Origin of the sequence: Enterobacter cloacae complex sp. 342H5 (genome assembly GCF_050030905.1) — a bacterium.
GTDB classification, from domain to species: Bacteria; Pseudomonadota; Gammaproteobacteria; order Enterobacterales; family Enterobacteriaceae; genus Enterobacter; species Enterobacter intestinihominis.
This window is the reverse complement of record NZ_JBLGVB010000001.1, coordinates 2,437,507-2,450,069: the sequence shown is the minus strand read 5'-3', so window position 1 is coordinate 2,450,069 and position 12,563 is coordinate 2,437,507. Positions and strand designations below refer to the sequence as shown.

Here is a 12,563-nt window from a genome sequence, read left to right as displayed (position 1 = left end):
TGACATACCTTTAAAACACATTTATTCAGGTTCTTATGGATGATTTAACCCTGCGTTATTACGACGCTGAAATGCGCTACCTGCTGGAAGCCGGCGAAGAATTTGCCCGCGCTCACCCTGAGCAGGCAGCAATGCTCAATCTCGATAAGGCGGGCGCGCGCGACCCGTACGTGGAGCGCCTGTTCGAGGGCTTTGCCTTCCTGATGGGCCGCCTGCGCGAGAAGCTTGACGACGACCTGCCGGAACTGACCGAAGGGCTGGTCAGCCTGTTGTGGCCGCATTACCTGCGCACCATTCCCTCGATGTCGGTGGTGGAGTTCACTCCTGTCTGGCGTGAGATGAAAGAACCGATGCGTATCGCCAGAGGTTTCGAGGTCAATTCGCGGCCGATCGGTGAAAAAGGCACGCGTTGTCGCTACACCACAACTAAAGAGATAACCCTTCAGCCACTGGCGTTGGAGCATGCCCGCCTGTCGACTGATCCTGACGGGCGCTCTGTCATCAGCCTGCGCTTCAGTTGTAGCCATCTTGCTGACTGGAGCCGTGTCGATCTCAGCCAGATCCCGTTCTATTTCAATGCTGACGCACCGCTGGCCTGCGCTATGCATGAAGCTTTTACCATGAATACGGCGCGTCTGTGGCTGCGCATGCCAGGTGACGTAGACAGAAGGCCGATGGACGGATATTTCACCGCACTGGGGTTTGGTGATGATGACAGGCTGTGGCCGAAGGGGGACAGCAGTTTCAGCGGTTACCAGTTGCTGCTGGAGTACTTCACCTTCCGCGAGAAATTTATGTTCATGGGGCTGCGCGGGCTGGAGGCCGTGATCTTTCCTTCTGAGCTTCCTTGGTTTGAAATCGACGTGGTGCTGGCGGAACGCTGGGAGCATGACTTCAGCTTTACCGAAAAGCACCTGCGCCTGAATTGCGTGCCGGTCATTAACCTTTTCCCGCTGGAATCCGATCCGCTGACGCTCAATTCTCTGCAAACCGAATACATGCTGCGCCCGATGCGCGTGCAGGATGGCCATACCGAGATATATACCGTGGATTCGGTGATGTCGTCGAGTCAGCATACCTACGTGCCGTTTTCGAGCTTCCGTCATAAGGGAGGAATGATGCGTCATGAAGCACCGGAATATTACTACCACACCCGCGTGCGCCGCGGTCCGTCCGGCCTGCATAACACCTGGCTCATTCTTGGCGGCGAAGCATTTGATAATCATACCGTCCCGGAAGACGAAAGCCTGTCGCTGACGCTCACCGGCACAAACGGTCAACTGCCACGACGTGCGCTGCAAAGCACCGTGCTTGATACGGTGATGAAAACCACTTCGGTCAGCATTGCCGTGCGCAACCTGTGCGCGCCGACGCTACCTTGTTACCCACCGGCGCAGGACCGTTTCCACTGGCGCGTGCTGAGTCACCTTGGCAGCGGATTTCTGTCGATGATGGATAATGCCGACGTGCTGCGCGGTACCCTGGCGCTGTATGAATGGACCGACAGCGAGATGAACCGTCGCCGCCTGGAAGCCATCATTGACGTGAAGCACAGTGAAACCGAACGCTTTGAGCAGGGCTATCTGGTGCGCGGCGTGCAGATTGAGGTGACCCTGGACAGCCATGGCTTTGCCGGGCGCGGTGACATCTGCCTGTTTGGCGAGATGCTGAGTCGTTTCTTTGCGCTCTACACCGACATTTATCTGTTTAACCGACTGATTATCATCCTGCAACCTACCGGAGAGCGCCTGGAATGGGAAGAGAAGCACAATCGCCGTATTCCCGGCTGAGCCCACGGCTGGAAGCCGACCTGCATCGCATTAACTTTTACCGTTTATGCCAGTTACTGGAGAAGCGTAACCCGGGCAGGCCGCTGATGGGCTCGACCAGTCACCCGGGGGATGATCCGGTACGCTTTGCCCCACATCCGGGGATGGGATTTCCGGCCAGTGAGATGAAAGCCGTGGAATATGATGAGGAGGATGACAGCCGGCCACCACTCATCCGCACGACCTTTATGGGAATGTACGGTGTCGACTCACCCTTGCCGACGGCGTATCTCGATGACATCGCTCAGCGTCGGGAAGGGCATTATGCACTACAGGGTTTTCTGGATATCTTCAGTCATCGCATTCTGACGCAGTTTTACCGTATCTGGCGTAAATACTCTTATCCTGCCACCTTTGAACCCGGTGGTACGGACAGCATCTCGCAGTCACTGCTGGGCCTGGTGGGGCTGGGTATTCCCGGCACAGCAGACCACATTGCCACACCGGTATCCCGTTTTCTGGCTTTGCTGGGTGTCCTACAGCAACCGGGCAAAACGCAGGAGGGGATGCAGGCGCTGGTGACTTTGCTGGCCCCGGAAACCACCGTGAAGGTTAGCCCGTACTGCCTGCGGCCGGTGGAAATTGGTCAGCCACTGGGCTTTTACGGTGATGACGATTTTCTGTTGGACGGCAACACGCCACTGGGTGACGAAGCGATGGATGCGGGTAGCCAACTGCTGGTTGCGCTTAGGACGGATAATGAACAGGAGGCACAGGGCTGGAAGCCGGACGGTCTGCTGTATCAGGACTTTATGTTGATGCTTCGTGTCTGGCTCGGTTGGCGTTTTAAGGCAAAACTCACCCTGACCACCCGGACCCGACTTCTTGCCGTTCCGCCGCTTGGTGAAGGCCCTTTCTGGCTCGGGATGAACGGCGTGCTGGGGGCTGATGAGGGGGAGTTTACAGACGATATCCCACCGACCTTTACGACGGAACTGGGCTATTACACCGGCCTGAAGCCGGCAATATCACAACAAGGAAACCGACGTGTTACGTACAAGTTCAATTAAACATGCGAGCTTGCTGCCTGCTCTGCTGGCATTCAGCCTGACGGGGTGCGGGGTGACGCAGGGCATCACTGATGGCACCAAATCGGCATTTAACTCCATGTTCTACAAAAAAATTAAGATGCTGCACCTGGATTTCACGGCGCGTGAAGCGTTAAACACCGATTCCCGCGAAAATAACTCACTCTCCGAGCCGGTGGTAGTCCGCGTCTATCAACTGAAAGACCGTAAAATCTTCGATAAAACGGTTTACCAGCAACTCCTGAAAGATGGCGAAACCATCCTGAAAGCCGACCTGCTGGCGACCCGAGATGTGGTCGTAAAACCGGGTGGTGATACAAATCTTGATATGCCAATGGAAGAAGAAACGCAGTTTGTCGCGGTAGTCGGCCTGTTTCGTCACCCGGACCTGGACAACAATACCTGGAAGCAGGTTCTAAAACGTGAAGATCTCGATCCGGATAAGCCGCGCATTCTGGAGGCCGGGAATAACCACCTGACGTTACAGCCATTGAAGGATGACTGATGCCAAAGGGACATAATACGCCATCGCTGTATGAAATGCTGAGCGGCAATTTCTCAGGTGGCCTGAACCTCAACCAGGTCAGCGAACAGAATCAGGTGATTTTATCAGTACTCGATAACATGCAGCGCATCCTCAACTGCCGCGCTGGTACGCTGGCTCACCTGCCAGACTACGGCCTGCCGGATATGACAAAAATCCTCCAGGGGATGCCCGGTACCGCCCATCAGCTGATCACCACACTGTCGGCCGTGTTGCTGAAATATGAGCCGCGCCTGAATCGAATTAACGTGGTGATGCAGGAACAGATTCAGGCCGGTGAGCTTCGCTACGCCATTGACGCGGAGCTGAAGGGGGTCGGGTTAGTTCGATATGGTACGGAATTTATGCCGGAGGGCAGGGTATTAATCCGTCATCTGAAACAACAGCAATACCTCGATGCACGAGCCGCCATCTAGTTATTACTCAGGTTAAAACAGTTATGACAATAAATTCTGAACGCCAACTTAAAACCGGCGGGGATCCGCGCACGCTTGCGGATTACGCTGCCTTGCGCGAAGAAATGAACAAGCTCACCCATCCGGCACGCCCGGATGTGAACTGGCAACACGCGGAAACGCTCTGTCTGTCACTGTTCGGGCATAACGGTGTGGAGCTACAAACGGCTGCCTGGTATACGCTCGCCCGTACGCATCTGGCCGGATTGTACGGTATGAATGAGGGGCTTGCGGTACTTGCTGCACTGGTAGCCCGCCAGTGGGGAAACCTCTGGCCACAGCCTGTCCATGCGCGAATCGAAATCCTCAGTGCACTCAGCAAGCGCCTGCAACAGGTGGTACGAACGCTATCGCTGACGTACGCCGACTTAGGGCAGCTGTATCAGTCTGAAGAGCATCTGAACGCTTTGGGGGACGTCTTGCAGCGTCTGGAACTCAAGCATGCTACTCAGCTTGATGCTCTGCGCACGATGATGCAGAACGCAGCAGTGCGTCTGGAAAACAGCGAAAATACGGACATGAGTCTGCACGGTGACGCATTGGGTGCTACGGAAATTCACCTCGTCGAACCGACTGAGCGTAGTAAATGGGTTTATGTGGTTGAGCCCGAGCCGGTGCTGAACGTTGGGGTGGTTAAAGAACCTCCGGTGTCGATGAAACCCTGGAAGCCATTTGCTGCTGGTATGTTGACCATGCTGGTGGCAGCCAGTGTCGTCGCAGGAGGATGGCAGATGTTGCATGCGCCAGATTCGGCACAAGCGCAGCTAGCCGCGGCTCTGGCTCCTCTACCTCAAGGGCTATCTACAGGGCAATTAGAGGCGCTGCAACAAACGTCACCGTCACCGGAACCGGGGATTGGCAGGACACAACAGCTGTTAGCGCAGCTTTTACAGTTGAAACCAGACTGGGCTGTGAGCTTCGGCGACCGTCTGGTGCAGCAGGCGCTGACGCTGTGGCCGGAAGAAGCCAAACCCCTGGCGCAATATTGGCAGAAACAGATGAGTATCGCTGCGCTAGCAGATTTAGATCTGAATGGATGGCATCAGGGTATGGCGCAGTTGCAGCAGTTGACGAACAAGCTGAACGCACTGGATGAACAGAAGGGGAAGTACATGACGGTGAGTGAACTAAAATCAGACGTGTTTGCCATGTCGCAGTCATTTAGCCAAACCCTACCGCTTGAGGAGCAGCTTCGTCTGCTTTCCACTCTACCTGCCGGGCAACCCCGGTCAGCAGCGCAGCAAAACAAGGTCGAACAACATCTTCAGCAGTTGATTGTTAGCTACGCCCTGCTGAAGCACAAAAAAGAACAATAAGACTGGCGAAAAACACGGAGTTAACATGTCAGTAAGAGAGCGTTTTTTTAAGAAAGTGCAGCAGAATAACGTAAATAAACCGATTCATATTAATACTGCTGAAGCCGAAGTCAGGGCTTTTTGTCAGCGGATGGATGATCTTGCGCAACAAATTATTGTTTGGTTTGAGGGTTCTGGTATTGAAGTCCTGTTATCCCAAAAGCATATCACCGATTTGAGTATGGTCTGACCTGCTCCCCGTTGATTAGTACACCCCGATGTTAGTAATGTCTTCATAAGCCACATGAGGACATCCCCATGAAGAAGCGTTTTTCCGACGAACAGATCATCAGTATTCTCCGCGAAGCCGAAGCTGGGGTACCCGCCCGTGAACTCTGCCGCAAGCATGCCATTTCCGATGCCACGTTTTACACCTGGCGTAAGAAGTATGGCGGTATGGAGGTGCCTGAAGTTAAGCGCCTGAAGTCGCTTGAGGAAGAGAACACCAGACTCAAGAAGCTGCTTGCCGAAGCCATGCTGGATAAAGAGGCGCTTCAGGTGGCTCTTGGGCGAAAGTACTGACGACAGACCAGAAGCGGGAAGCCGTGATGTTGATGTGTGATGCGACCGGTCTGTCGCAACGTCGTGCCTGCAGGCTTACAGGTTTATCCCTGTCGACCTGCCGCTATGAGGCTCACCGTCCGGCTGCTGATGCGCATTTATCAGGGCGCATCACTGAGCTGGCACTGGAGCGCAGGCGTTTTGGCTACCGTCGTATTTGGCAGTTGCTGCGCCGTGAAGGGCTTCATGTTAATCATAAGCGCGTGTACCGGCTTTATCACCTCAGTGGCCTGGGCGTAAAACGCAGAAGACGTCGTAAAGGGCTGGCAACAGAACGTCTGCCGCTGCTCCGTCCGGCGGCGCCCAATCTGACCTGGTCGATGGATTTCGTCATGGACGCACTTTCCACCGGTCGCAGGATCAAGTGTCTTACCTGCGTCGATGATTTCACAAAGGAATGCCTGACGGTCACTGTTGCCTTTGGGATTTCAGGCGTTCAGGTCACGCGTATTCTGGACAGCATTGCACTGTTTCGAGGCTATCCGGCGACGATAAGAACTGACCAGGGGCCGGAGTTCACTTGCCGTGCACTGGATCAATGGGCCTTTGAGCATGGTGTTGAGTTGCGCTTAATCCAGCCGGGCAAGCCAACGCAGAACGGATTTATTGAGAGCTTTAACGGACGATTTCGCGATGAATGTTTGAATGAGCACTGGTTCAGCGATATCGTTCATGCCAGGAAAATTATTAATGACTGGCGGCAGGATTATAACGAATGCCGCCCGCACTCCACGCTGAATTATCAGACACCGTCTGAATTTGCAGCGGGCTGGAGAAAGGGTCATTCTGAGAATGAAGATTCCGACGTTACTAACTGAGTGTTGTATCTAATCGTGGGGGCAGGTCAGGTCGGCTACAGCCTCAGTAGCAGTATATGTCGTTATGTCATCACGACTGTCATTCTGCGAAATGGAGATCGCAGCGTCAGCATTATGCCAGAACAGATCATCAGGGGATCAGAGAAGGGGTGTATGACAATGTGCATTAATGCCCCCGGCAGTATATCGGGGGAGAGGATATACCATTTAAGCATGGCGCCTGAAACAGGCTGGTATATTCGTCGCGGACATCAAAGTGTGAAAGAGAATGTCCTCATGACGGAGGACTATTTTTTCCAGTCAGTCGACTGTCTGGCCTGAACGTAAGCCAGCCTGGTGGGAGGTCACGGTAACGTAGTTGATATATATTAACTACGTTAACTTATTAAGCATGACTAAACAATGTTGCCCTACGGTACTCCTTCTTAAATAGGTAAGCGCTAATATTTAAGGGGGGGCGGTAACCAAACTACAAGCTGGATATTTACCGTATATCATGCTTTTTATCTGCCTTAAGCGAAACTGCTCAAATCAAACTGCAAAACAACAAACCAACGACGAACGTGAGGACAAAATACTGTGGCAATGCTATAAACCTTAGAGCCCACAAAAATATAAAGTCGTAGGAAAAACTATGCTAAGAAATATTAGTGTCAGAACCTTCATTGTCTATTTCCTTTTATGTGTGTTTTTGGTAAGTGATGGAGTTATAGCGCTATTTTCAGGGAGTTTTTCGCTTTTTATTGCAGTCATTATCGTACAATGTATCGCCTTAATTTTACTCTGGGCGTATATGACAAAATATCTTGTGACGCCGATCAATACTGTGAAAAAAAGTATTGAAGAAGTGACGTCAGGCAATCTCGGCGTGTCGATCCCTGAATTCGGCAACAACTGTGCCGGACGACTGATCCCGGGCATTAATAGTCTCTCCAGCAACATTGCAACGCTGGTCCGTGAGATCCGCGCCTCCTCGCAAACCGCGATGACCCTGTCAGATCAGCTTTCTTCACGCAGCGCGCAGCTTTCCGTTAAAACAGAACAGCAGTCAGCTTCGCTGGTGCAAACGGCAGCCAGCATGGAAGAGATGGCTGCAAGTACAAAAAATAATGCCGACAATACCCGTTTAGCCAGCGAACAGGCGAATATCGCGACGTTGCAGGCGCGTAAAGGCGGAGAGTTAATGGGGCAGGTCGCGAACAATATGCAATCAATTACCGACTGCGCCCAGCAAATGACAGAGATTATCTCGCTGATTGACGGTATCGCTTTTCAGACCAATATTCTGGCGCTTAACGCCGCCGTTGAAGCGGCAAGGGCGGGCGACCATGGAAAAGGATTTTCAGTGGTCGCTGGTGAGGTCAGAAGCCTGGCGCATCGTAGCGCCGAAGCGGCAAAAAATATTAAGTCATTGATTGAAGTCACCAGCCATAACGTGACGCAGGGCGTTAACGTAGTCTCTGAAGCTGAAAAAAACATGCACGACATCGTTACCGGCTCGGGCAACGTGAGCCGACTGATGGATGAAATTTCCGCCTCAACATCGGAACAAGAAAAAGGGATTTCACAAATCACGCTGGCATTGTCAGAGCTGGAACGCGTAACACAGAGCAATGTGTCGATGGTTGAAGAACTGAACGGTTCGTCAGATGTGTTGCGCAATCAGGTGATTGAACTTCAGACACGAACACGTAATTTCCGTCTGAAGAACGAGTACCAGGCTGATAATGCGTTAATAAGCCGCGAATGGGTGGTGAATTCCTGAGCATATTCAGGATGATGCCTCACATAATTATTGCTTAACCCTCGACGAAAGCTAGACTGACACCGAAAGAGATAAATCGGTGGAGGCGCTGTGGAGAGCATTAAAGGGTCTGAAGTTAACGTACCTGACGCGGTTTTTGCATGGGTACTTGATGGGCGCGGGGGCGCAAGGCCGCTTGAAGATCAGGATCACATCGACAACGAACACCCATGCTGGCTGCACCTCAACTACACGCACCCGGACAGCGCCGAGTGGCTCGCGTCCACGCCGCTATTGCCCAACAACGTTCGGGATGCGCTGGCGGGAGAAAGTCTCAGACCTCGCGTCAGCCGGATGGGTGAGGGGACGTTAATAACACTGCGTTGCATAAACGGCAGTACGGATGAGCGTCCGGATCAGCTGGTGGCAATGCGTGTCTATATGAATGAACGATTGATTGTTTCCACCCGTCAGCGAAAAGTGCTGGCGCTGGATGACGTCATTAACGATCTGAAAGAGGGCACGGGGCCTACGGATTGCGGAAGCTGGCTGGTGGATGTATGTGATGCGCTGACCGATCATGCCAGCGAGTTTATTGAAGAACTCCACGATAAAATCATCGATCTGGAAGACAACCTGCTCGATCAGCAAATTCCCCCACGTGGTTTTCTGGCGTTGTTGCGAAAACAGCTTATTGTTATGCGCCGCTATATGACCCCGCAGCGCGACGTCTATGCGAGACTGGCCAGCGAACGCATGAGCTGGATGAATGACGATCAGCGTCGCAGAATGCAGGATATTGCTGACCGGCTGGGACGTGGTCTGGACGAAATTGATTCGTGTATCGCCAGAACGGCGGTCATGGCGGATGAGATAGCACAGGTAATGCAGGAGTCATTAGCCAGGAGAACCTATACCATGTCGCTGATGGCGATGGTCTTTTTGCCAAGTACGTTCTTAACCGGGTTGTTTGGCGTCAATCTTGGGGGGATCCCCGGCGGTGAATATCACTATGGCTTCACCACGTTTTGCGTCATGTTAGTGGTTTTGATTGGGGGTGTTGCATGGTGGTTGCATCGTAGTAAATGGCTGTAAATTTACGCATTTTCTAATGCTGCGACTGCTTCAAAACGACATTTTAATTGAGCGAAGTCAATAAACTTAGACCATGTTAGGTGCAATATTACTCCCGCAGGTGAATGCAACGTCAAGCGATGGGCGTTGCGCTCCATATTGTCTTACTTCCTTTTTTTGAATTACTGCATAGCACAATTGATTCGTACGACGCCGACTTCATAGTCGGCTTTTTTTTGTCTCCTGTTTATCTGCGTCTACCCTTTAGGGGTAAGCACCCAAATCTGGAGGAAAAGATGAGTATGCTACTTGCCCTGCAACGCCTGAACACATGGCAGTCCGATCCGGTGCCCACCGATCCGACCCCAATTCCCGATCCCATCCCGCGTCCGCAGCCGATGCCGGATCCGCCACCGGACGAAGAACCGATTAAATTGTCGCATCGTTAGCGGAGATCTGCGAGGATACGCGCCATCTGACTGCAATCATTACCATGAGAGTATATTGTGACCGCTTTTTCCACGCTGAACGTTCTGCCTGAAGCCCAACTGACTAACCTGAATGAGTTGGGCTACCTCACTATGACCCCTGTCCAGGCCGCCGCGCTGCCAGCTATCCTTGAAGGCCGGGACGTGCGCGTGCAGGCGAAAACCGGTAGTGGAAAAACGGCTGCATTTGGACTCGGCCTGTTGCAGCATATTGATGCAACCCTGTTTCAGACCCAGTCCCTGATACTCTGCCCGACGCGCGAGCTGGCCGACCAGGTCGCGGGTGAGTTGCGTCGTCTGGCGCGTTTTTTGCCTAACACTAAAATTTTAACGCTCTGCGGCGGGCAACCGTTCGGTGCGCAGCGCGATTCCCTTCAGCACGCCCCGCATATCATTGTGGCAACGCCGGGCCGTCTGCTCGATCACCTGCAAAAAGGCACCGTTTCACTCGATGCACTGCAAACGCTGGTGATGGATGAAGCTGACCGCATGCTGGATATGGGCTTCAGCGATGCGATTGACGAAGTGATTCGCTTTGCGCCAGCCACGCGTCAGACGCTGCTTTTTTCTGCCACCTGGCCAGAGGCGATTGCGGCGATCAGCGGGCGCGTGCAGAAGAACCCGCTGACCATTGAAATCGATACTGTCGATGCATTGCCAGCGATTGAGCAGCAGTTCTTCGAGACGTCGCAGCAGGGCAAAATTCCACTGCTGCAAAAATTGCTTAGCCAACACCAGCCAGCGTCCTGCGTGGTGTTCTGTAATACCAAAAAAGATTGTCAGGCGGTGTGCGATGCCCTGAATGATGCCGGACAGAGCGCATTATCGCTGCATGGCGATCTGGAGCAGCGCGATCGCGATCAGACGCTGGTGCGTTTCGCTAACGGCAGCGCTCGCGTGCTGGTTGCAACGGATGTGGCGGCTCGTGGCCTGGATATTAAATCGCTTGAACTGGTGGTGAATTTCGAACTGGCATGGGATCCGGAAGTGCATGTCCACCGCATCGGGCGTACCGCGCGTGCGGGTAACAGCGGTCTCGCGATCAGCTTCTGCGCGCCTGAAGAGGCGCAGCGCGCTAATATTCTTGCGGAAATGCTGCAACTGAAACTCAACTGGGTGAATGCCCCCGGTAATATCGGCATCGCTCCGCTGGCGGCGGAAATGGCCACCCTGTGCATCGACGGCGGAAAAAAAGCCAAAATGCGTCCCGGTGACGTTCTGGGGGCGTTAACAGGGGATATCGGTCTCGACGGGGCAGATATTGGCAAGATCACGGTCCATCCTGCACATGTCTATGTAGCGGTTCGCCAGTCGGTTGCGCATAAGGCCTGGAAACAGTTGCAGGGCGGGAAGATTAAAGGGAAAACCTGCCGCGTTCGGCTGCTGAAGTAAGGGAAAAAAGCGTCTCAGAAGCACTGTCTGAGACGCAGTCAGGTTATTTCACTTCCACCACGTTCAGGCGCAGTTCATCGAATTGCGCATCCTCTTCCTCTGGCTGCCAGCCAGCAGGCTGCATCGAGATCTCTTCGCGGTCAAACGCCAGATCCCCGCCGTTCACCACCTCTGAACCGTGGTTAATCCCTTTGAAATCGAACAGTTCAACATCGGCGAGGTGCGAAGGCACCACGTTCTGCATGGCGCTGAACATGGTTTCAATGCGACCCGGATAGCGTTTATCCCAGTCACGCAGCATGTCGCCAATGACCTGACGTTGCAGGTTCGGCTGTGAGCCGCACAGATTGCACGGAATGATAGGGAAGGCTTTGGCCTGAGAGAAACGCTCAATGTCTTTCTCGCGACAGTAGGCGAGTGGGCGGATCACGATGTGTTTGCCGTCGTCACTCATCAGCTTCGGTGGCATTCCCTTCATTTTGCCGCCGTAAAACATATTCAGAAACAGTGTTTGAAGAATGTCGTCCCGGTGATGACCAAGCGCAATCTTAGTGGCGCCCAGTTCGGTTGCGGTGCGGTACAGAATGCCGCGACGCAAACGTGAGCAAAGCGAGCAGGTCGTTTTGCCCTCCGGGATCTTCTCTTTAACAATGCCGTAGGTATTCTCTTCTACGATTTTGTACTCAACGCCCAGGTTCTCAAGGTACTCCGGCAGGATATGCTCCGGGAATCCTGGCTGTTTCTGATCGAGGTTAACCGCGACCAGGGAAAAGTTCACCGGTGCGCTTTGCTGTAGATTGCGCAGGATCTCCAGCATGGTGTAGCTGTCTTTACCGCCCGACAGGCAGACCATGATGCGATCGCCTTCTTCAATCATGTTGAAGTCTGCAATGGCTTCGCCCACGTTACGGCGCAGTCGCTTTTGCAGTTTATTCAGGTTGTACTGTTCTTTCTTGTTAATCTCTTGATTTTGTTGCATCTATTCGTTACTCAGATCTCAAATGGGGCACAGGGTGAGAAAACGATTTCAAAGCGTCAGCTTCGTGTTCATCTCTTCTATCCATGTAGCATAGATTTCATACACCATCTGCGCATTTACGTGCCCCATCTGGTTAGCGATAAAAGACGGGTTTGCGGCTACCGGTAAAAACCAGCATGCGAAAGTGTGTCGTGTATGGTACGGATTGCAGCGCCGAATGCCAGCACGATTTACAAATGAGCCCCTCAAAGAAGTTTGGTTAAGACTAACGGGTTGTCTACACTTACAGCTTACGC

Annotated in this window: 11 protein-coding genes and 3 pseudogenes; 12 read left to right on the top strand and 2 right to left on the bottom strand. The window is 53.0% G+C overall.

From position 1 onward, the window contains the following. Nucleotides 1-35: 35 nt before the first annotated feature. From tssF to dbpA, 12 genes and pseudogenes are all read left to right on the top strand, one after another. Nucleotides 36-1,790 (top strand): type VI secretion system baseplate subunit TssF, encoded by a 1,755-nt coding sequence (tssF, locus tag ACQG03_RS11785; protein ID WP_045622577.1) that lies wholly within the window; start codon nucleotides 36-38, stop codon nucleotides 1,788-1,790. Further along, nucleotides 1,754-2,839 (top strand): type VI secretion system baseplate subunit TssG, encoded by a 1,086-nt coding sequence (gene tssG, locus ACQG03_RS11780; RefSeq protein ID WP_063162995.1) that lies wholly within the window; start codon nucleotides 1,754-1,756, stop codon nucleotides 2,837-2,839. Before tssF ends, tssG begins: the two co-directional genes overlap by 37 nt. Further along, nucleotides 2,817-3,362, top strand: coding sequence for a type VI secretion system lipoprotein TssJ (gene tssJ / locus ACQG03_RS11775; protein ID WP_063162996.1), 546 nt, complete (start codon nucleotides 2,817-2,819; stop codon nucleotides 3,360-3,362). The genes tssG and tssJ overlap by 23 nt, the downstream gene beginning before the upstream one ends. Continuing rightward, nucleotides 3,362-3,817, top strand: coding sequence for a type VI secretion system baseplate subunit TssE (gene tssE, locus ACQG03_RS11770; protein WP_022648267.1), 456 nt, complete (start codon nucleotides 3,362-3,364; stop codon nucleotides 3,815-3,817). The genes tssJ and tssE overlap by 1 nt, the downstream gene beginning before the upstream one ends. 23 nt (nucleotides 3,818-3,840) lie before the next feature. After that, nucleotides 3,841-5,172, top strand: coding sequence for a VasL domain-containing protein (locus tag ACQG03_RS11765; RefSeq protein WP_063162997.1), 1,332 nt, complete (start codon nucleotides 3,841-3,843; stop codon nucleotides 5,170-5,172). A 25-nt stretch (nucleotides 5,173-5,197) separates the two neighbouring features. Then, nucleotides 5,198-5,398, top strand: a pseudogene (locus tag ACQG03_RS11760) (hypothetical protein); the annotation flags it as partial. A 71-nt stretch (nucleotides 5,399-5,469) separates the two neighbouring features. Further along, a protein-coding gene (locus ACQG03_RS11755; RefSeq protein WP_085950818.1) for an IS3-like element ISSen4 family transposase occupies nucleotides 5,470-6,590 on the top strand; the annotation gives its coding sequence in 2 pieces (ribosomal slippage) (nucleotides 5,470-5,728 and nucleotides 5,728-6,590; 1,122 coding nt in all). A 27-nt stretch (nucleotides 6,591-6,617) separates the two neighbouring features. Next, nucleotides 6,618-6,911 (top strand): annotated as a pseudogene (locus ACQG03_RS11750) (hypothetical protein); the annotation flags it as partial. A 313-nt stretch (nucleotides 6,912-7,224) separates the two neighbouring features. After that, the gene (locus tag ACQG03_RS11745) at nucleotides 7,225-8,355 is read left to right on the top strand and encodes a methyl-accepting chemotaxis protein (protein WP_022648264.1); all 1,131 of its coding nucleotides are present in this window, start codon (nucleotides 7,225-7,227) and stop codon (nucleotides 8,353-8,355) included. A gap of 90 nt (nucleotides 8,356-8,445) precedes the next feature. After that, nucleotides 8,446-9,429: a zinc transporter ZntB gene (zntB, locus tag ACQG03_RS11740; protein ID WP_032624170.1), complete on the top strand. Its 984-nt coding sequence runs from the start codon at nucleotides 8,446-8,448 to the stop codon at nucleotides 9,427-9,429. A 281-nt stretch (nucleotides 9,430-9,710) separates the two neighbouring features. After that, nucleotides 9,711-9,857 (top strand): hypothetical protein, encoded by a 147-nt coding sequence (locus tag ACQG03_RS11735; RefSeq protein WP_369702450.1) that lies wholly within the window; start codon nucleotides 9,711-9,713, stop codon nucleotides 9,855-9,857. Nucleotides 9,858-9,914: 57 nt separating this feature from the next. Then, nucleotides 9,915-11,288, top strand: a complete 1,374-nt coding sequence (gene dbpA / locus ACQG03_RS11730; RefSeq protein WP_063162999.1) for an ATP-dependent RNA helicase DbpA — start codon at nucleotides 9,915-9,917, stop codon at nucleotides 11,286-11,288. Between the two features lie 43 nt (nucleotides 11,289-11,331). Here dbpA and ttcA read toward each other — a convergent pair whose 3' ends face one another. Together ttcA and ACQG03_RS11720 are read right to left on the bottom strand one after the other, a co-directional pair. Continuing rightward, nucleotides 11,332-12,267 carry a tRNA 2-thiocytidine(32) synthetase TtcA gene (ttcA, locus tag ACQG03_RS11725; RefSeq protein WP_063163000.1) on the bottom strand — a complete coding sequence of 312 codons (936 nt, stop codon included), beginning with the start codon at nucleotides 12,265-12,267 and terminating at the stop codon, nucleotides 11,332-11,334. Between the two features lie 48 nt (nucleotides 12,268-12,315). Continuing rightward, a pseudogene (locus ACQG03_RS11720) lies at nucleotides 12,316-12,501 on the bottom strand (tyrosine-type recombinase/integrase); the annotation flags it as partial. Between the last annotated feature and the right edge of the window lie 62 nt (nucleotides 12,502-12,563).